Origin of the sequence: Donghicola sp. XS_ASV15 (genome assembly GCF_041224595.1) — a bacterium.
Taxonomy (GTDB): Bacteria; Pseudomonadota; Alphaproteobacteria; order Rhodobacterales; family Rhodobacteraceae; genus Donghicola.
In genome coordinates, this window is record NZ_JBGFGN010000146.1 from 64930 (window position 1) to 83684 (window position 18755).

General features: G+C 57.9%; 16 protein-coding genes. 4 read left to right on the forward strand and 12 right to left on the reverse strand.

Translation table 11 applies throughout. From position 1 onward, the window contains the following. Positions 1-7: 7 nt before the first annotated feature. On the reverse strand, positions 8-463 hold the full coding sequence (locus AB9K37_RS12185; protein ID WP_369839025.1) for a MarR family winged helix-turn-helix transcriptional regulator: 456 nt from the start codon (positions 461-463) through the stop codon (positions 8-10). Positions 464-902: 439 nt separating this feature from the next. Between AB9K37_RS12185 and AB9K37_RS12190 the strand changes: the two genes are divergently transcribed. The 3 genes from AB9K37_RS12190 to ggpS are packed head-to-tail and all read left to right on the forward strand — an operon-like array spanning position 903 to position 4329. Further along, entirely contained in the window at positions 903-2006 is a 1104-nt protein-coding gene (locus AB9K37_RS12190) for an NAD(P)H-dependent glycerol-3-phosphate dehydrogenase (RefSeq protein ID WP_369839028.1), read from the forward strand. After that, positions 2003-2782, forward strand: a complete 780-nt coding sequence (locus AB9K37_RS12195) for an HAD family hydrolase (RefSeq protein ID WP_369839030.1) — start codon at positions 2003-2005, stop codon at positions 2780-2782. Before AB9K37_RS12190 ends, AB9K37_RS12195 begins: the two co-directional genes overlap by 4 nt. A gap of 38 nt (positions 2783-2820) precedes the next feature. Next, on the forward strand, positions 2821-4329 hold the full coding sequence (gene ggpS, locus AB9K37_RS12200; RefSeq protein ID WP_369839033.1) for a glucosylglycerol-phosphate synthase: 1509 nt from the start codon (positions 2821-2823) through the stop codon (positions 4327-4329). A 40-nt stretch (positions 4330-4369) separates the two neighbouring features. On the opposite strand, the gene AB9K37_RS12205 is transcribed toward ggpS, so the two are convergent. Both AB9K37_RS12205 and AB9K37_RS12210 read right to left on the reverse strand, forming a co-directional pair. After that, positions 4370-5404 (reverse strand): calcium-binding protein, encoded by a 1035-nt coding sequence (locus AB9K37_RS12205; protein WP_369839036.1) that lies wholly within the window; start codon positions 5402-5404, stop codon positions 4370-4372. A 176-nt stretch (positions 5405-5580) separates the two neighbouring features. Continuing rightward, entirely contained in the window at positions 5581-6537 is a 957-nt protein-coding gene (locus AB9K37_RS12210) for a calcium-binding protein (protein ID WP_369839039.1), read from the reverse strand. Positions 6538-6700: 163 nt separating this feature from the next. On the opposite strand from AB9K37_RS12210, the gene AB9K37_RS12215 reads away from it, so the two are divergent. Then, complete coding sequence (locus tag AB9K37_RS12215; RefSeq protein WP_369839041.1) at positions 6701-7354, forward strand: nucleoside/nucleotide kinase family protein; 654 nt, start codon at positions 6701-6703, stop codon at positions 7352-7354. Here the strand turns inward: AB9K37_RS12215 and dhaL are convergent. The 9 genes from dhaL to AB9K37_RS12260 form a co-directional block, all read right to left on the reverse strand. Then, positions 7351-9105, reverse strand: a complete 1755-nt coding sequence (gene dhaL, locus AB9K37_RS12220) for a dihydroxyacetone kinase subunit DhaL (protein ID WP_369839044.1) — start codon at positions 9103-9105, stop codon at positions 7351-7353. The two genes, AB9K37_RS12215 and dhaL, sit on opposite strands and share 4 nt — an antisense overlap. Before the next feature lie 14 nt (positions 9106-9119). Continuing rightward, complete coding sequence (locus AB9K37_RS12225; protein ID WP_369839047.1) at positions 9120-9935, reverse strand: sugar phosphate isomerase/epimerase family protein; 816 nt, start codon at positions 9933-9935, stop codon at positions 9120-9122. A gap of 211 nt (positions 9936-10146) precedes the next feature. Further along, the gene (locus AB9K37_RS12230) at positions 10147-11733 is read right to left on the reverse strand and encodes a Hint domain-containing protein (protein WP_369839049.1); all 1587 of its coding nucleotides are present in this window, start codon (positions 11731-11733) and stop codon (positions 10147-10149) included. 483 nt (positions 11734-12216) lie between these two features. Continuing rightward, positions 12217-14385: an esterase-like activity of phytase family protein gene (locus AB9K37_RS12235; protein WP_369839052.1), complete on the reverse strand. Its 2169-nt coding sequence runs from the start codon at positions 14383-14385 to the stop codon at positions 12217-12219. A 108-nt stretch (positions 14386-14493) separates the two neighbouring features. Beyond that, a complete protein-coding gene (locus AB9K37_RS12240; protein ID WP_369839055.1) occupies positions 14494-15486 on the reverse strand; it encodes a LysR family transcriptional regulator in 993 nt (330 codons plus the stop codon). A 53-nt stretch (positions 15487-15539) separates the two neighbouring features. Continuing rightward, complete coding sequence (locus tag AB9K37_RS12245) at positions 15540-16232, reverse strand: glycosyltransferase family 2 protein (protein WP_369839058.1); 693 nt, start codon at positions 16230-16232, stop codon at positions 15540-15542. Continuing rightward, entirely contained in the window at positions 16229-16801 is a 573-nt protein-coding gene (locus AB9K37_RS12250; RefSeq protein ID WP_369839060.1) for a DedA family protein, read from the reverse strand. Before AB9K37_RS12250 ends, AB9K37_RS12245 begins: the two co-directional genes overlap by 4 nt. Next, positions 16798-17922, reverse strand: a complete 1125-nt coding sequence (locus AB9K37_RS12255) for a ceramide glucosyltransferase (RefSeq protein WP_369839063.1) — start codon at positions 17920-17922, stop codon at positions 16798-16800. Before AB9K37_RS12255 ends, AB9K37_RS12250 begins: the two co-directional genes overlap by 4 nt. Further along, positions 17919-18740, reverse strand: coding sequence for a UDP-2,3-diacylglucosamine diphosphatase (locus AB9K37_RS12260; RefSeq protein WP_369839066.1), 822 nt, complete (start codon positions 18738-18740; stop codon positions 17919-17921). The genes AB9K37_RS12255 and AB9K37_RS12260 overlap by 4 nt, the downstream gene beginning before the upstream one ends. Positions 18741-18755: the final 15 nt, after the last annotated feature.

The window sequence follows — 18755 nt, forward strand, 5'->3', positions numbered from 1 at the left end:
CTCTCGCTTAACGGCGGCCGGAAAGAACAAGCTTTGCCAGAGCACGCTTCAGAGCACGAGCGTCACGTACGCCAAGGCTTCGTGCCAACTGAGCCTCGAACTCCTCGGCGTAGCTGATCAGCTGGTTGTAAGCGTCACTGCCAGCTTCCAGCAGAATGAGCGTTTCACTCCGGCGGTCCTCTTGGCGCTGTTCACGCGTCAGAAATCCCTTCTCTTCCAAACCTGCAACCGCACGAGAGATTTTGGTTTTATGTAACTTGGACTGTTGGCCGAGTTCTTTGGCGCTCATGTTGCCGTAGCGGCCAAGGTGGAACAGCACGCGCCATTCCGTCCGGGTCATTCCGTATTTTTCACGATAGTGCCGCGAAAACCCTTCACTGGTCGCTTCGGCAGCTACGTTCAGCATGTAAGGTGTGAACTCGCGAATATCAAAGTCGACGTCGTCGGACTCTTGCATCAACATTTTTAAAACTATCCCTACATGGTCTTCGAACTGGTAACGCCTATCCGTTTAGGCAGCGCTGCATGATAACGCAACTACGGTTTTACATACATCACAGCTTTCAAAACAAATTGTTGATGATCTGCCTTCGACGAATTTGCAAATGACGCATAATCAATCTCTGATGACACAAGCGCCAAGATTGACTCAAGAATTGCGAGAGCATTTCGGGGGCGCAAGCGACGAATGTTCACCTGTGATGACCTAAAATATAGGCAGCAATGCTGCAGGTGCAAACGTCTTCTAGGTATTTTGCACCTGCAGCGGAACTTTTTCGGGCACTTCGCATTAAGGTGGTGTGGTCCGTCGCCTCTTGGCCACGACATGTCGCATTTAAACCGTCCTAATTTGATCAAGGAACATGCCACAAACATCGAGCGAAGACCCATCAACTCCTTTAATGGCCCGCCGCTTCGAGGCCATCACCGTCATCGGATCCGGCGCCTGGGGAACTGCCCTAGCTGCCGTAGCCGCTAGGGCAGGCGCCCACACCACCATTTGGGGCAGAGATCCGCAGGTTTTATCTGCGATCCGCGAGCAGGGGATGAACACCCGCTACTTGCCCGACATCCCTCTACCGAATTCACTACAGGCCGATGCCGACATGGGCTCCGCTCTTGCCGGAGCCGAGGCTGTGATGATCGTTGTCCCTTCGCGCGTGCTTCGCAGTGTTTGTGCGCAAGTGGCCCAACATATCGCGCCCGACGTCCCCGTCGCTGTCTGTGCCAAAGGGATCGAAGCCGAGACCGGCCTTCTCATGACCCAAGTCGCGGCCCAAGAGCTTGGCGATCGTCCTGTCGGTGTCATCTCTGGTCCGACATTCGCGCATGAAACCGCGCTGAATAATCCGACCGCAGCAACCGTTGCCTTCCCCTTTACCAAGGCAGACCGCGAAAACCCGAACGAAAGCGTCGCTGCGCGCTTTGCTGTGTCCCTGTCGACCGAAGCCTTCCGCGCCTATGTCAGCGATGATGTTGTCGGCGTTGAAATTGGCGGTGCCGTGAAAAATGTCGTCGCCGTCGCCTGCGGGATGATGACCGGCGCTGGTTTTGCAGAAAACACCCGCGCCGCACTGATCACGCGCGGCATGGATGAAATGAAAACGATCGCCGATGCCCTTGGCGGCCGCCGCGAGACCGTGACCGGTCTGTCCGGTGCGGGCGATCTGACACTGACCTGCTCTAGCCCGACCTCGCGCAACATGTCGCTGGGGACGCAGTTGGGGCAGGGGATTCCCCGCGGGGAATGTTTTGAGGGCCGCCCCGTGGTGGTCGAAGGCGAAGTCAACGCCCGCTCTGTCGCCCAACTGGCCGACAAGCTGGGTCTGGACCTGCCGATCTGTAGGGCTGTGAACGCCATTCTGCACGAGGGCGCCCCGCTGGGGCAGACCTTTGCCGAATTGTGGTCGCGCCCGATCGAGGCGGAGCCGCGTGCGATGGACGTATTGTTCGACCATCCCGCAAACCCCGCCGCAATTGCCAATTTAGCCGAGAGGATTTCATGACTGACACCCTGACACTGGACCGCCCGAAGATCGCAGAGAAAGATTTTGTTCTGGCAACCGATCTGGATGGAACGTTTCTGGGGGGTGAGCAGTCGGATCGCTCTGCCCTGTATGACTGGATCGAGGACAACCGCGACACCGTTGGTCTGATCTTTGTCACTGGCCGCGATCCCGAGTTCATCTTCGAACTTTGCGAAACCCAAGGCGTTCCGCGCCCTGAATATGTCGTGGGCGATGTGGGCACGACGATTGCCGAGGTGACGGACGACGGCCGGATTTCACCGATCCCGGAGTTGGAAGAGGAAATCGCCGCTGCGTGGGGTGAAGACACCGCAACACGCGTGCGCATGGGCCTTGACCCGATCATGGGGCTCAAATTGCAGCCTACCAAGTTCCGCTATCGGATGAGCTTTGACTACGACCCGCTGAAGTTCGATCCGCTCGCGTTCGAGATTGTCGACCAACTGGGACTGGATCACCTGATCAGCGCCGAGCAGTTCTTTGACGTGCTGCCCAAGGGCGTCAGCAAGGGACCGTCGATCCTTCGCCTGCTGGAGCATCTTGGGATCGAACAGCGCAAGACGCTCGTGGCTGGCGATACCTTTAACGACCTGTCGATGCTGAAAACTGGCTTGCCCGCCGTAGCTGTTGGCGGCTCTGAAAAGGGTCTGCTCGAGGCCGTCAAAGACATTGAGAGCGTTTATCAAGCCACCGCGATCGGCGCGGCTGGCATTCGCGAAGCCATTCGCGAAATGAATATGCACCCTGCGGCCTAAGACCCGCCGACCTTACGGAACAGAGGAAAGGACGCCAAATGCAATCCGATCTCGTGATCGTCTATCACCGCCAACCCTACGAAGAAGTCGAGGAAAACGGTGAAATCGTCTTTAAGGAAAACAAAAGCCCCAATGGCATTGTCCCCACGCTGAAGAGCTTCTTTGGCAACGTGGACAAGGGCTCTTGGGTCGCTTGGAAGCTTGCCGAAGACACTTCGAACCCTGATTTCGAACCCGTGGTCGAAATTGAGGACAAATACGGCAAATACAATGTCACGCGTTTGCCCCTGTCCGCAGAGCAGGTGCGCCAGTTCTACCACGTCACCTCCAAAGAGGCGTTCTGGCCGATCCTGCACTCTTTCAAAGAGCGCTATGACTATGACCCTGTGGACTGGCCTAACTTCCGCGAAGTGAACTGGCGTTTTGCTGAAGCTGCCGCCGCCGAAGCCGCGCCCGGTGCCTTGGTTTGGGTGCACGACTACAATCTGTGGCTCGTGCCCGGCTACCTTCGTCAGATGCGTCCGGACGTGAAAATCGCGTTCTTCCATCACACCCCGTTCCCCAGCGCAGACGTGTTCAACATTCTGCCGTGGCGCAAAGAGATCGTCGAAAGCCTGCTGCATTGCGATGTCGTCGGCTTCCATATCCCGCGCTACGCCGCGAATTTTGTCTCCGTGGTGCAGAGCCTGACCGATGCCGACGTCACTGAACGCGTCCGCGTGGAAGAGGATCTGATCTCTGAGGGAACCGCACTCACCGAACGCGCCGTAGCGACCAAGCTGTCTATCGAAGACCGCGAAGTGATTGTGGGCGTCGCACCTGTGGGCATTGATATGGACTATATCCAGCAGATCGCTGGGTCCGATGATGCAGCCAAGAAAAAAGCAGAAATCCGCGAAGAATTGGGCGACTGCAAGCTAGTGCTGTCTGTGGGCCGCACCGACTATACCAAGGGCGGTGTTCAACAGCTAAACAGCTTCGAACGGTTGCTCGAACAGCATCCGGAGCTGCGCGGCGAGGTGCGCCTCTTGCATGTGTCGGTTATGGCGAACCGCGCGATGACTGTTTACCAAGAGATCCAATCGGAGATCGAGGAAACCGTAGGCCGCATCAACGGTCGTTTCGGGACCTTTGATTGGACGCCGGTCACTCTGGTATCGCGCGCGATCCCATTTGATCGCCTCATCGGGTATTATCAGGCAGCGGACGTAGCGTGGATCACACCTCTGGCCGACGGCATGAACCTTGTTGCGAAAGAGTTTGCGGCATCGCGCCTCGACGGTGATGGTGCTCTGGTCCTGTCAGAATTTGCCGGCGCTGCGGTAGAGCTCAGCAGCGCTGTACTGGTCAATCCCTTCTCGAACCGTGCGATGGACGAGGCGATTTACATGGCCCTTCAGATGCCCGAAGAAGAGCGCCGTGTTCGCATGAAAGAGCTGCGCCGCGTGGTCGATAAATATGATATCGCAGAGTGGGGCGAAGAGTTCGGCCGCCAGATGTCTCGGGTCAAGAGGTCGCTGCCTGACGCGGGCCTAGACGCGGCATGATCCAAAAGGGGGCTGCTCCATCAGCCCCCTTTTTCGTGACCTAGACAAACGCGATGTCGGAGCCGAGCACATCCTCGACTTCGACGCCGAGCAATGTAATCTTGCCGCCATCGTATTTGACAATCACATCGTCGCCCTTTTGGAAGATATTTAGATCATCCAGGCTAGAGACATAACTTGATGAAAAGTCGAGAGTGTCTTGCATCACATTGAAATCGCGGATTGTGTCTTTGCCCGAATTGTCTGCAAAGACAAAGCTATCTGAGCCTGCACCGCCCACCAGCGTATCACGCCCTGCATCTCCAAAGAGGGTGTCGTTTCCTGCGCCGCCTTTGAGCCGGTCTTTGCCTGCGCCACCCTCGAGGTGATCGTTCCCCTTATTGCCGTTCACGCGGTCACGGCCTCTGCCGCCCCGCAGAACGTCATTGTCGGCGCCGCCAAAAATACGATCGTTTCCGGCCATGCCGTCAATGACATCAGCTCCAGTGCCGCCAACCAGCTTGTTGCGTTTGGCCGAACCGATCAGCACGTCGTTGCCTGATCCGCCAAACAAAGAGATATTGCCGCCAGATGCGTACATCGTGTCATTTCCGCCGAAACCATAGAGCTTGCTGGGACCGGAATCCTCCTCAGCCGCGATCAAGTCATTCCCCGCGAGCAGAACTTCCGACAGCGCGAGACCGGAATTGAGATGCGCCATGATATCCGCTTCGGAAATCGGGGTGCTGGTAACGAACACCAGAGCTTCGAAGTCAAATGTAAAGTCATCTTCCCAGACGTAGATCACCGCGGTGACGGTTCCGTTGGCAGGATTGGTATCCGACAGGTCAAAACCAGCAAGGCCTAGGACGCCTTGTTCGGTTTCGTAAGCTTGAACTTCGTCGACGACAATATCGACGGAGTAGGTGGTCCCGCCGAACTCGAAAGTGTCTGTTTCGGTGCCGCCCTCGTAATACACTGGATCGCTGTAGTCATCCAGATCGGGCAGCATCGGCAGAAACTCCGTAGCTGTCACGTCCACATTTCCGGCTACTAAAACCGTTGCAAACTGATCAAGCACATTGACTGTAGACATCTGGGGTCTCCGGAAAAATTAAGCAAAAGAATTTGATTTTATTAATGCACTTACTTACACGAAATACGTATGGCAAATCACAATTTGCAATCTAAGGGTGTGGAAATCCGCCCTTTCTCGGGCTTCAAGACAAAAAAACGAAGGCCGCGCAGGGCGGCCTTGTTTCTGTTGCTGGATCAACCAAAGATAAAGTGGGCCGTCAGAACCTCTTCGACTGAAATGTCAGTCAGAGTGATGTCACCTTTGCCATAATCGATGAGGACATCATCGCCTTGAGCCGTGATCTCTAGCCCATCAATCGATTGGGTGCCGACCTTGCGCAGGATGATCTGGTCTAACTCGACATCGAAATCTGTGATGACGTCGCTCCCTGCCTTGCGGACAAAGATGAATTTATCAGCGCCTGCGCCACCGGTCATCGTGTCGTCGCCCTTGGCACCGATCAAGCGGTCGCGACCGCCATGTCCTTTGAGTACGTCGCTGCCCGCGCCGCCGAGCAGCTTGTCATTGCCGCCATTGCCTGCAAGACGATCGTTGCCCGCGCCGCCGGTCAATTTGTCCCGACCGGCGCCACCGCTCATCACATCGCTCCCGCCGCTGCCGATCAGGCTATCATGTCCCAATCCGCCATTGATCGTGTCGGCATCAGAGCCGCCATGCACGTAGTCATTGCCCGCAAAGCTATCGACTTGGACCCCCGCGCCAGTGATTGCGATCATATCGTCACCGCTCAGCACGCTTTGGGTGATCGAGGTGCCGTAATTCAGATGATCAAGGATTTCGGCTTCGCTAACAGGGTTTGATGTCGCAAACATCATGAGGTTTTCGCCATCGCCGCCGCGGAACGAATTTACGGAGCCGTTGGTTACGCTGGCATCGGTCATATTTTCGCCGGTGACGTCGAGGTACTCATACCCGCTCGCGTAGTACAATGCTTCTTGCCAGTTGTAGATGATGCGGTAGTCCTGACCGTAAATGGTGTAGACATCGTTGGTTGAACCGGCGCCGTAGATGTAGGGGCCGCCGCTGCTCGCGAAGTTGCTTGGGAACGGGACAAATTCATCAGCGGTGATGTTGTATCCGTTGGTGACGATGACGGCAGACGCGGTGTCCAAGATGTTGATAGTCGACATGAATTGACCCTAAAAATCGTTATAGTGAGATTGTATTATTCGCTATTTGAAATTTTTAAAACTACCCTGAAATGGGGTGGTTGAACGGCCAGGCTCAACAATTCTCTGTAGATTTTCGCGGGATTTCATCTAGCTTGCGCCTCCGAGGGAAGAGGAGTGAGCCATGACAGAGAGCGCATTGGGTTTCTCGGATTTGGTTGCGTCTGTAAGCGCGCTACGAGAGATGCCATCCCGTCAGTTTGTGGGGATTGCCGGTGCGCCGGGCTCTGGGAAGAGCACAACGGTTGACCGATTGTTTGATGCGTTGAATGCCAAGCATCCCGGTCAGGTCGCGATCCTGCCAATGGACGGGTTCCACTATGACGACGCTGTGCTGCACCAGATGGGCCGCCACCCGTGGAAGGGCGCGCCAGATACCTTTGACGTTGGTGGATTGGTGTCGGTATTGAAACGGCTGAAAGACCCTTCCGAAACGGGCGTCACAGTGCCGGTTTTTGACCGTGACCTTGAGATTTCGCGTGGCAGTGCGCGGATCATCCCTGATGACGTAAAGCTCATTTTGGTCGAGGGAAATTACATCCTTCTGGACCGCGCCCCGTGGAACGCGCTGGACCAGATGTTTGATTTGACAGTCATGATAGACGTGCCCGAAGAAGAGCTCCGCCGGCGGCTACGGGCACGATGGGAGCATTTCGGGCTCACCGAGGATCAGATCGCGCACAAGCTGGACGGGAATGACCTGCCCAACGGGCGCGAGGTGATCCAAGGGAGCCGTCCTGCCGATATTCTCTACCGGCAGGACGAGGGGAGCCTTTAGCCGAGCGCCTTTTTGGCGGCTGCGGTGATTGCTTCGAGCATAACGTGGGCCGAGGCCGCACCGGGATCGACGTGACCGATCGAGCGCTCGCCAAGTTTGGCCGAACGGCCACGGCGGCTTTCGATTTCGGCGGTGTAGTCGCGGCCGGACTTGGCGCCTTCGGTTGCGGCGGCCAGACAGCCGATCGCGTCAGCATTGTCGGCCAGAGCCTCTTTTGCCTTGGCAACAGCAGGAACCCACGCGTCGATCATGGTTTTGTCACCGACCTGAGCGCCGCCACGGGCCAAAATACCTGCGCACAGCCCATCAACCCACGCGACCATCGCGCCAGCATCGAGATTCAGACGATCCGAGACGCTTTCACCCGCCTTGCGGAAGGCCGAGGCATAGAGCGGGCCCGACGATGCACCGACCGCATCAAGGAACGCTTTCGCCATGATCTCGCAGGTTTGGCTGATGGTTTTCTCGCTGTCGTCGGTCACTAGCTTGCCACGCACGGCGGTCCAGCCGATGTCCATGGTCACGCCGTGGTCGCCGTCCCCGATCACGCCATCCAGCTCGGACAGCCAGTCGCGCTTTTCGTGAATGGCGGCCCCAGCAGCCAGCATCATGTCTTTGAACATTGACGGTGTGATCGGGCCGTCCGCGTTCAGTTTGCTGGTGTCGATCGTCTCTTCTTCTTTGGCGACATCCGCGTGGCGGCGGGTGCGGGTGCCCTTGGGCTCTAGCGAGCCGGCGACGGTCAGGCCAGGGGTGCGGCACGGGGTGTCCAGCAGGGTCTGCAGGTCATCGTCCAGCTTCAGCAGAGTAATCGATGCGCCTGCCATCTCCAGTGAGCTGACATATTCGCCAACCCAGCTGTGGTGGATGTCGATACCCTTTTCGCCAAGGATTTCAGCCACGCGGCGGTGGATGATGTAGAGTTCCAGCTGGCCAGTCGCGCCGAGACCATTGACCAAAACCGCAACCTTATCACCCGATTTCAGACCCATATCGTCTAAGATCGGCTGCATCAGCTCGTCCGTCACCGAGTCTGCGTTTTCCAGCTTGCCGCGGCGGATACCGGGTTCGCCGTGCACGCCCATGCCGATTTCCATCTCGTCATGGCCGATCTCGAAGTTCAGCTTGCCGGTCTGGGGCATGGAGCACGCGGTCAGCGCCACGCCCATGCTGCGGGTGTTTGCGTTTGCGGCCTGAGCGGCGGCATAGCACGCCTCTAGGTCACGGCCATGTTCGGCGGCTGCGCCTGCGATCTTGAAGACAAAGAAGTCGCCCGCGATACCGCGACGCTCGTTCTGGCGCTCTTTGGGGGCAGAGGCCACGTCGTCGATCACCTGAACCGACTTGGTGGGGATGCCCATGCCTTCGCACTCTTCGGCAGCCATGTCGAAGTTCAGAACGTCGCCGGTGTAGTTGCCATACAGGAACATCACGCCAGCGCCGCCGTCTACGGCGCGTGCCGCATCCATGATCTGCTCGGGCGAGGGGGAGGCGAACACGTTGCCTACTGCAGCTGCGTCCGCCAAGCCGCGGCCTACGTAGCCAGCGAATGCAGGCTCGTGGCCCGAGCCGCCGCCGATCACGATGCCGACTTTGCCGTCCCGAGGGCCGTCCACAGCCACGACCGCGCGGCCCGTGGGGCCTTCGACAGTCAGGATATCGGGGTGCGCGGAAACCATGCCTGCGACCATCTCCGAGATAATGTTCTCGGGGGCGTTAATCAGTTTTTTGGTACGGATATCTTCGGTCATTGGTCGTTCTCCTCTTAGCGGCCTTTGACGAATTCTTTTGCAGCAGCAACGGTTTGTTCGATCCAAGGCTGCTCTTGTGCGCGTGCCTCTTCCAGACCGGCGCCAATTGGTAGCCAATGCTCTAACAGGACGCTCATGTCTGCGGGGCAGTGGGTCAGCTGGTCCAGAATCCACGGGATCGGCGCGCGGCCCTGACCCAGCGGGGTGCCGTGGATGCGGAAACCAACGCCATAGGGATCAGGTGTGATCTCATAATCCTTCAGATGCAGGTTGATCGTGTAGGGCGCGAGCATCTTGATGGTCTCTTCAGGCCATTCGTTCGCACAGATCGAGTTCGCAACGTCCAGACACACCCCCAGCGTCTCGTCATTGATGGTGTCGAGCAGTTCGACCATCCGCGGCGAGGGGTAGTTGAAGTGGTTCTCGATCGCGATGCGCATGCCAGCATTGCGGGCCTTGTCCAGCAAGGGACGCAGCTGGTCCGCCAGATCGGACACAGACATGTGGCCATCGGCTTCGTCCAGCGCGACGCGCATGATCTTTGCGTGCAAACGCTGGCCGATGGTCAGGTAGCGCTCGACTTCATCTGCGTCGAAACACTGTGTGCCGAGCTCGAGCGCGATCCCTTTGGACTGCGCGACTTCGTACAGTTTATGATGGTCCGCTTCGGAGTATTTATCCAGCGGCATATTGTCGGCATATTGCACGACCTCGAGCCCCAGTGCCTCGGCACGATCCAAGAGATCGAATGCGTTCAGCGGCGCGGCAGGCTGTTGGTCCTTGATTCCGATAGACCAGCGATAGGCATAGCTGCCCAAACCCAATTTCATTGGTACTCTCCTCCTCGTCGCACGGGAAAATGCCGCGCTTTCGTCGTCGCAGAGTGTTATCGTGTGGACGTAACGGGGGAAACGGGCCTTATTTTAAGAAATTCTAAAAGGTCTGTTAAGTTGGGGCGCGTTTGAGGCGGAAAGACGCCCTGCCATGGCGGTTGGCAGGACGTCTAACAGGCCTTGCGGCCGGTAATCGCCGGGGGTGCGATTACATAAGTAGGAGCGGCGCTTCGTGTGCTTTGACCGACTGACGCGCTAGGGCAGAGGCGCGCATTGCTTCGCCATCAAGCTTCTCCAGCTCCGGGAACAGTTCGAGGATTTCGTCCTGAGCGGCTTGCTCGAGCGTGTCCATGGCTTGCATCCCGGGGTGAAAACTTTCGCTCGGACAGCCTTCGGCAAAGACAATCTCGTGCTGGTCGAACAGCATATGGTGATAGCCGATCAGCCCGCCCCGCTGCTGGGTGATGCCGTTGTGGCCGACCAGAAATTTGGCTGGGACCAAGACTTCATGATCGCCAAGCATCAGTTCGGCCTCGGCGCTGCGCATCCACATGCGGTGGTTGGGCGACACCACAAGGTCGCGCTGATTGCCCAAGGCGCCAGCGGGAATGTGGATCGGAGCGTTCTTGCCTGTTGCTCGTACGGTACGGTTGCCAAGCCAGCGCACGGATTTGTATCCGTTGTCCATGGTCAGGATCTTGTCGCCGGGCAAAAGGTACTCGATAGGGATGGAACCGCGCTTGGTGGTGATCAATGTGCCTGCACCAAAACAGATAACGCCGGTGGTTTCAGCGGTCAGGTCAGCCGCCGCGACAGCCGCACCGTCAAGCTCGAGGCGCAGGTTGATGCCTGAAATGATGCCACTGTAATCTTGGCCATCAATTTGTCCGTCCAAAAACCCGTCGGCTTGGTCGGCCTTCAACATGCCGAGTTCGGTTGTGAACGTTCGCGCGCCGTTACCGGCTGCGGCGGAATTGACGTTTGAAAGTGTCGCTGCGTTGTAGAAGGCGGTGAGGTCGACAAAGTCGTTGTTGGTGTCATCACCATCCAGCGCATCGCCAGTGTCGTTGCCGAAGTCGGTGATCGTATCGTCGCCATCTCCGGCGGAGTAGACAAACGTGTCGTCCCCATCGCCGCCTGTCAGGGTGTCGTTGCCAGAGCCACCATCAATCGAGTCATTGCCCGTCCCGCCGTCGATAACGTCATTATCGTTGCCGCCGTCCACGACATCATCACCGCCGCCGGCGGTAATCGTGTCGTTGCCATCGTTGCCATTGATCGTGTCTGCATCGTTGGTGATGACGTCGCCATCGCCATCAATGTACCCGACGTCCATATCCTCGCCGGTATTGTCCCCGTTGACGATGCCGTCAGAGGGTGCCCCCAGCGTGAAATCTGCATCGGCGCTCACATCAAGCGAGAAAGCCACAGAGTTGAGAAAGGAGGGCCCCTCAGGCGCATAGAAGTAAATTTTGCCGTCGATCTCTAAGATGGCTACATCCACGGGATCTACCAGCACCGTGGTGCCAATGATCGGCAGAGTGATTGCGAGAAGCGCCATTTGGCCGCCGCCCAAATATGTCACTGATTGTTCGACACCACCCTCAAACGTGAAGGTGTTCCCGGTATCGGATGATGTCAGAGTGCCGTCATCGTCTGAAATCGAGCCGGTAAGAGGGTCGTCAAACCCATTCAGCAAGGATGTGTTTGTGGAAACAATACCGCTTCCATCAAGACCGAGAGACGCTAAAGAACCAGAATACTCATACAAACCGTTCAGGAGATACTGTGCCATAGTGACAGCCCGCTCTTTCGATTTGTTATGTAGTACTAACGGCTACTCCATCGCGATAGTTTCGATAGTTTTGCAGAAAAGTGGCATGGTAATTGGTCTGTGTATTTATTCGAAGGGATAGGTTGGAGGGGGAAGAGCGCGTATAGGTAGATCTCGAATCGCGCGAATTACCATATTATATTCAGCTTATTGTTGTTTGTTTTAGTGATTTAAAGAGATTTTTCGCTGGGTGCATCATTGCGTTTCTCGCATAGGTAGATGCTCAATTTCCGCATTTGAGCACCCATCGCAGGCCCAACAAATACGCAATGCATCTGCGTGCCAAAACGATTTTGCGTCAGTGCAAAAATGCAGGCCACTCTTAACCCAGTGTTCTGTATCTCTCGATATCAAGGCTGACACGATGGATGTCCATGCAACGGAAAACGGCGCGCATCGGGGATGCGCGCCGTTTGGATTGTTTCGGTGATTAGGCCGCTCGGCTTAGTTCAGCGCTTTGACCGGACCGAGGTTCAGGAAGAACGTCTCGCCCGAGCTGTCATCCACGCCGTCATTGTCCGTAACGACCAGCATGTTGCCTTCGCCGTCAAAGGTCAGGCCCTCGACTTTATCAACCACATAGCCAGCAGGGGCCTGCAGATCGGGGATCAGATCGTGGACGATCTCTTTGGTGACAACGGGCAGTTCACCACCCAGCGGCGCGGGCTGCAGGTCAGCGACAGCAACACGGGTGACTTGCTTGATCTTGGCGTCGGCACCGATCTGGTTGTCACGCTCGATCAGGTAGACGGCGTCGCCATGCAACGTGATTTCCGACAGACCAACCCAGCCGGTTTCAGCGGCTTCTTTGGGGTAGTGGACAGCGCCCCATTCCTCGGTCTCGAGGTTGTAGGAGACCAGTTTCGCCATGTTTTTGGGGTCGTCGTTCCATTCGCGCTGGACGGCCATCCACAGAGTGTCGCCAATCAGAGTCAGACCTTCGAAGCCAAAGCGCTTCTCGACTGCCATCAGTTCTGCGGGCAGGCCAATTTCGTCCTCGATCTCGCCTGCCGCGTTCACGTGATAAAGCGCGTGGGGAATGACGCGATCGGTGCGGCCTTCACTCGCAATCCAGAAGCCGCCATTACCGTCCGAAGTGATGCCTTCCATGTCCAGTTTCTGGGCAGGCTGGCCCGCGCGGGTCACGCGGATGGCTTTCTCGATTTTCGCGGGGGTTTGGGTCGCGTCGATCTGGAAGATGGTGGGCTGGTAGCCGTAGAAGCTGTCGTTGACCGCGTAAACCTTGCCGTCGGCGTAGGTCATGCCGGACAGCGCGCCCCAGCCGATCAGCTCGTCTGCACCAGCCGAGGTCAGGGTCGGGTAGGCCGCAGGGGCGTCTTGGTATTCAAAGATGGTCACGTGGGCGCGGGCCCCCCCGTCCTCGATCAGGTCCGCCTCGTTCGCGGTGGCCAAGATGCCCCGCTCGGGGATCGCGACCGCACCTTCGGGGCTGATGCCCGAGGGCAGCATTTGCTTCAGCACAGGGTTCGCAGGATCGGTAACGTCATAAACCGCAGCCAGCGACGCACGCTCGATCAGGACAAAGGCATAGGTGGTGTCGCCAAAGGTTGCGACTTCCATGCCCTCGGGCTCTGCGCCTTTGGAGTCAGAGCGTTTGTCAGGGTAGTGGCCGGTATGGATCACGGCGTGCTCCATGGTGTTGCCGCTTTCCCAGACGACGGTGCCGTCCTTGTGGAATACGGTCACACCGCGCGCGCCGCCGTCCATGTCGCCTTCGTTCGCGATGATAAAGTGGTCATCGTCGATCCAACCCAGGCCATCGGGCTCGCGCAGGCGGCCCATCTGCTCTTCGGTGAAGATCAGCGCGCCGCGCTCGTCGGTGGCGTCGATTTCGGTCAGGTCAACTGCGCCTGCCGAGAAGCTGTTCACGACAGAGCCGTCCGCACCAATGATGACGATAGCGTTGTTTTCTTGCAGGGTCACTGCGATTTCACCCAGACCGTTCACGTCCGCGAATTCGGGCTCGGGGTCGTTGGGTGCAATCTCGGTCAGGCCGGTGACGTCAATCTTTTGTAGGCCATCACAAACAGCCGCGTTGTTTTCCAGCGGCAGCTTGACCATGAAGCCCGCGGGTTCCTGACCAACACGGCCGTCACCCAGATCTTCGTCGCGTTCGTTTTCGATGGCGAGAGTCACAAAGGAGTTGTCCGCCGATTTTGCGATCGAGTCAGGCTGGCCCCCCAGATCACATTCCGAAATGATCTCGCCCGAGGCGACATCCATTGTCACCAGTTTGCCCGAGGGCTGTGTGTAGCTTTCGGAGGTGTTCACGCCGATCAGCGCAGTTTGTCCTGCAACGACGACCGAGGTCGGCTCGCCGGTCATGTCCACGTTGCCAAGGGGCTTGGGCGCTTTGGGGTCGGTGATGTCGATACGGCCTACAACGCCCAAGGGGCTGTCGGTGTAGACCAGAGTCATGCCGTCCTCGGTTGCCGAAATGATCTCGGCCGAGGTTTCGCGGGCTTTGTCTTCGCCTTCGGCCATGTTCAGCGGCGTGGCAAAGCTTGCGATGCGGTTGAAGTTCATTTCTGCAGCAGCTTCATGCGCGAAGAGCGCAATCGCAGCGGTCAGACAGACGCGTGTGCGGTTCATAGGACTATCCCCGTTTGGACTTGTAATCGCAAAGTCCATGAAGGTCGGGGGTATCGTCAGAATTAAGGATTTGTGAAGAATATGTGACGATCTTGGCGTGCCGTGTTTTTACTGGCGCGCGTCGTCAATGTCTCTGCTCAGAAGTGTGCTTTCTTCTTCTTTGATCGTACAGCCGAGGCCGCGCAACATGTCAGCGGTTTTAGCATCATGAGCGCTGCCCTCTTTGCGCATCCAGTCCGAGAAAAGCCTGACAATTCGGCGGTTTGTGTGTCGCGACGGGCAGACCAGCCAATAGGTCGGCACCTTGATCACCTCAAACGCGCGGGACAGGGGGAGCAGATCGCCGCGCTCCAGTTCTTTGCTGGCCAGCGTTGCGCTTTCCAGCACAACGCCCGCACCATCTGCGGCGACTTGAATGGCCATGGTCGAACGATCAAAGCGCAAGGGATAGACCATGCGGCCCCCCATCGCCCCATGCCGCGCCAGCCAGAAATCCCAGCGAAAATGGGTTTTGACCGAGTCGATCAGACGCGCCTTCAGCAGCTGGCCGATGGGATCGCCCGACTGCTCTTTGAGTTCCTCGAGATAAGAGGGCGAGCACATGGGTAGAACGAAATCATGAACCACCGCCTCTTGGTGCAGACCCGACCAGTCGCCAGCGCCGTAGCGCAGGTCAAGATCGACAATCTCGGTTTCGAAGTCCGAAAAGTCTGGCGCTCCGTCTACGCGCAAATCCCAACCGGGGTTGGCATCCAGAAACCCCTTGAGCCTTGGGGCCAGCCAGCGCACGCCGAAACTGGGGCTGACGCGCATGATGAAATGGCGGTTTTCCCGCTGGCGGACGATGGCGCTGCGCACGTCGCGCATCATGCGAAAGGCCTGCGTGGTTGTCTGGAACAGGCGCTCGCCGTCCAGTGTCAGGATCAGCCGGCGCTTTTCACGGCGGAACAGTCGCACGCCGAACTGTTGTTCCAACTGCCGGATCTGCTGACTGACCGCTGATGCTGAAACGCCAAGCTCTTCGGCAGCCTTCGACACCCCGCCCAAGCGGGCGACGGCTTCAAAATAGTTCATGGCATTGAGGTTTAGATCATGACCCATAGCGCCCTCCGGATGGGCGGCTTATGGCATGGATCGTTGGGCGATGGCAGACCCTATTGCGGGACGCGCATCCCCCGCAGGGCGAGAATCTGGCGCAAGGCCGTCGCAGGCGAGACGGTGCGGAACATATCCGATAGCATCCGCACATCGGCCAGAATGCCGGCCCATAACCCGTATTTCTGGGCCTTTAGAGGGCTTTCGACCGAGGGCCAGTGGACGACTGTGACGGTCATCCCTTCGGCGATCCAGAGGCGGTTCAAGAAGACTTCCAGCCCGAAGCTGCGCAGGTTAGCAATCCGGTCCGTATGATCCGCCAGTAGAGCACGGGGCATGATCCGCTCGCCGGAAATGTAGTCCAGCCCGATCCAATGCCACAGGCGCGGTGCGTTGCGACGCAAGGACAGAGCGACATCGGACTCCCCTTCTAGTACGGGCGCGATCAGGTCGCTTAGGTCCGTTTGGCTGACCCCCACCAGATCACTGTCCAGAAACAAGAGGTGGCGACCTGTGGCCGCTTTGATCCCCGTGGCGATCGCACGTGACTTGCCTCCGTTACGGGGTTGCCGGATCAGTTGGAACACAGGATGGCCCGCAGCTGTGGCTTCGGCAATCTCTGGGGTTCCATCAGCAGACCCGTCATCGACCACGATCACCTCTGTGATATCCGGATGAGTTAGAGCCACGCGCAGGACATGGGCGATCCGATCGGCTTCGTTATAGGCGGGGATGATGCAGGAAATGCTCATTTACAGACCCTTAGGCGGAGCATCCAAGCGGCGGCGCCGATGGCCAGAATGGCCAGAATGGCAAGCGAGGCATTGGACAGCCAGAAATAGATCAGGTGGTATGTATGACCGATCAGGTACCCCAAAGCGACAAAGGCCAAGGTTTTGGGGATCGTCGCTAGGGTATTTAAAAAGATGAATGATCCAAAGGGCATCCGCGCCAATCCAGCCGCCACCAAGACGGCTGCACCGGCGGCGTGCGTGAGCTTGCCAAAGGCCAGGATCCGCCCGCCCTGGTGGTCAAACCTGCGGGACATCAGGCGCACGCGCCCTTCGCGCAGGCCCACGCGGCGCAGCCAATGGGGCGGCAAGCGGTGCAGGCCCCAGCGACCAAGCGCATACAGTACTGCATCACCCACCAGATCGGACAGAATGAGCACGAGGATCAATTGGGGCAGGTCGAAGAGGCCACGCTGCGCAAACCAAGAGGCAATCACTGTCACAATCGGCCCTTCGAGCACCGCGATCGGCGCAACCACCCACAGACCATGGGTTGAGATCAGGGTTTGGATTGTGGGCAGGTCGATCATGCGCGGCTCGGTTTTGCGGGATGGCTGACGGTGTTGCCACGCCAGACAAGGCCTTTTTGAGTCCAAGTGACGGCCCAGATGACGGGGATCAGTGCGTCACGCAAGACAAATGCGGCGACATCACGCAGGCTTGCGGGCCAACCGGCGATCCGCGCAAGCGCCCATTCGGAGCCGTACCACAGCGCAAGATAGGCAAAGGCTGTCCATCCGGGCAATGCTCCAGCTGCGATAAAGCCTAGGCAGATCAGCAAGGGAAGCACCGGCCCTTGGACCATTTCCAGCAGGAACAGGTGCAGAAAGCCTTGGCGGCGGATCAGCGACCAGCGCAACTGCCGCGCCCAAACCTGAGCGAAACTTTTTTTACCGATGGGTTGATAGAACAACTGCTTGGTAAGCCGTACCGTTTTGTCTTGCCCGCGGATGAGTTTCGTCATTGCGACGTCTTCAGCCAGATCGCGGCCCAACGCTTGTAGACCGCCCCCTGCATCAATAATGGACCGCTTGCCATAAAGGGTCTTGCCTTGGGCATATCCCAGACCGACCGCGTCCGCGGCCAGTTGCCAGCGCCCCTGATGCGTGTTCAAAAACGCGCATTCCACAGCGGACCACAGATCGTCGGCACGGTTTCCGGCAGCGGGTGATGTGATCAGCCCGACTCTATCGTCATCCCAGCAGGCCACCAACTGACGCAGATAATCGCGGGGCAGCATCAAGTTGCTGTCTGCCATCACGATGTGATCCGTTTCGGCGGCTATGTAGCCTTTGTGCATGTTGTTGATCTTGGGGTTGCCGGTCAGGGGTGTCTCGCCGACCATCAAACGCGCAGGCACTTGCGGATTTTCTGCAATCAGGCGCCGGACCAGAGCGCAAGCGGGATCGTTCTCTTGTGCGGCGCAAAAGATGATCCGGTAGTCCGGATAATCCAGATGAAAAGAGCTGCGCAGGGTGTCTTCGTCAAAGGCATCCAGACCGCAGACAGGACGTAACAAGGTCAGCGCGGGCAATTCATCCGAGGAAGCGGGTAGTTTAGGCGCACTTAGGTAGCGCAGGCCCGACAACACCACGGTTGCAAGGTGCAGCGCCATCGCCGCCCCCAGAAGGATCATAAAAAAGAGGGTCATCCAGTGGCTCCGGCCAGTGTTTCTTCGCCGCCAAAGGTTTCGGCCCAGATGGCATGTGCCACAGGCGAATAGTCCAGCAGTTCAAGGGTGCCGTCGAAGGTTTCGATCACGGCGGTCATGCCATCAATCCAGTCACCGCAATTGGCAAAGGTCTTGCCATTCCAGTCGCGCATCGCTGGTTTGTGGGAATGTCCGCAGATCACCCCGTCTGCACCGGCGTCTTCGGCCAGAGCCAGCGCCTTGTGGTCAAAGATGTAGCCAGTGCTCATGAGCTTGTTCGAGGTCGCGATGACCCACTCGACGGGGGTGCGCTGATCGCGGGGCAAGGAGAAACCTTTGCGATACAGTCCGTCCAGCCAGCGCAGCATGCAATCCAGACGGCTGCCTAGGCGGGTCATGAAATGCTGTCGAAATAGACGGTTGTCGCATTGATCGCCATGTATCACGAGGTATTTGCGCCCATCGGCGGCTTCGTGCACCAGTTCATTTTGAATTTCCCAGCCACCATCCGGCGCTTCGGTCCCATTGCGCAGAGCGGCATCGTGGTTGCCCGGAAGATAGGTGATTTCGGTCCCGCCGTGTGCTTTTCGGCGCAGCTCTGCCAGAATTTCATCAACCTCGGTCGTCCAATGGACGCGGCCGCCGTGCCAAATATCCAGAATATCGCCAACCAGAAAAATCCGCTCGGCTTTCAAGCTGCGCAGAGCGGCAAGAATTGCGCCGGGATTGGCTGCACGCGCGCCTAGGTGCCAGTCGGACAGAAAAATGCTGCGGCAGCAAATCTGGGTGTCGGGATTTACTTCTTTGAACGGTAGCATTGGCGTCGGATCGCT

Coding starts and splice junctions, on each gene's coding strand:
- AB9K37_RS12185 (WP_369839025.1), bottom strand. CDS start 463: ATGTTGATGCAAGAGTCCGACGACGTCGACTTTGATATTCGCGAGTTC.
- AB9K37_RS12190 (WP_369839028.1), top strand. CDS start 903: ATGGCCCGCCGCTTCGAGGCCATCACCGTCATCGGATCCGGCGCCTGG.
- AB9K37_RS12195 (WP_369839030.1), top strand. CDS start 2,003: ATGACTGACACCCTGACACTGGACCGCCCGAAGATCGCAGAGAAAGAT.
- ggpS (WP_369839033.1), top strand. CDS start 2,821: ATGCAATCCGATCTCGTGATCGTCTATCACCGCCAACCCTACGAAGAA.
- AB9K37_RS12205 (WP_369839036.1), bottom strand. CDS start 5,404: ATGTCTACAGTCAATGTGCTTGATCAGTTTGCAACGGTTTTAGTAGCC.
- AB9K37_RS12210 (WP_369839039.1), bottom strand. CDS start 6,537: ATGTCGACTATCAACATCTTGGACACCGCGTCTGCCGTCATCGTCACC.
- AB9K37_RS12215 (WP_369839041.1), top strand. CDS start 6,701: ATGACAGAGAGCGCATTGGGTTTCTCGGATTTGGTTGCGTCTGTAAGC.
- dhaL (WP_369839044.1), bottom strand. CDS start 9,105: ATGACCGAAGATATCCGTACCAAAAAACTGATTAACGCCCCCGAGAAC.
- AB9K37_RS12225 (WP_369839047.1), bottom strand. CDS start 9,935: ATGAAATTGGGTTTGGGCAGCTATGCCTATCGCTGGTCTATCGGAATC.
- AB9K37_RS12230 (WP_369839049.1), bottom strand. CDS start 11,733: ATGGCACAGTATCTCCTGAACGGTTTGTATGAGTATTCTGGTTCTTTA.
- AB9K37_RS12235 (WP_369839052.1), bottom strand. CDS start 14,385: ATGAACCGCACACGCGTCTGTCTGACCGCTGCGATTGCGCTCTTCGCG.
- AB9K37_RS12240 (WP_369839055.1), bottom strand. CDS start 15,486: ATGGGTCATGATCTAAACCTCAATGCCATGAACTATTTTGAAGCCGTC.
- AB9K37_RS12245 (WP_369839058.1), bottom strand. CDS start 16,232: ATGAGCATTTCCTGCATCATCCCCGCCTATAACGAAGCCGATCGGATC.
- AB9K37_RS12250 (WP_369839060.1), bottom strand. CDS start 16,801: ATGATCGACCTGCCCACAATCCAAACCCTGATCTCAACCCATGGTCTG.
- AB9K37_RS12255 (WP_369839063.1), bottom strand. CDS start 17,922: ATGACCCTCTTTTTTATGATCCTTCTGGGGGCGGCGATGGCGCTGCAC.
- AB9K37_RS12260 (WP_369839066.1), bottom strand. CDS start 18,740: ATGCTACCGTTCAAAGAAGTAAATCCCGACACCCAGATTTGCTGCCGC.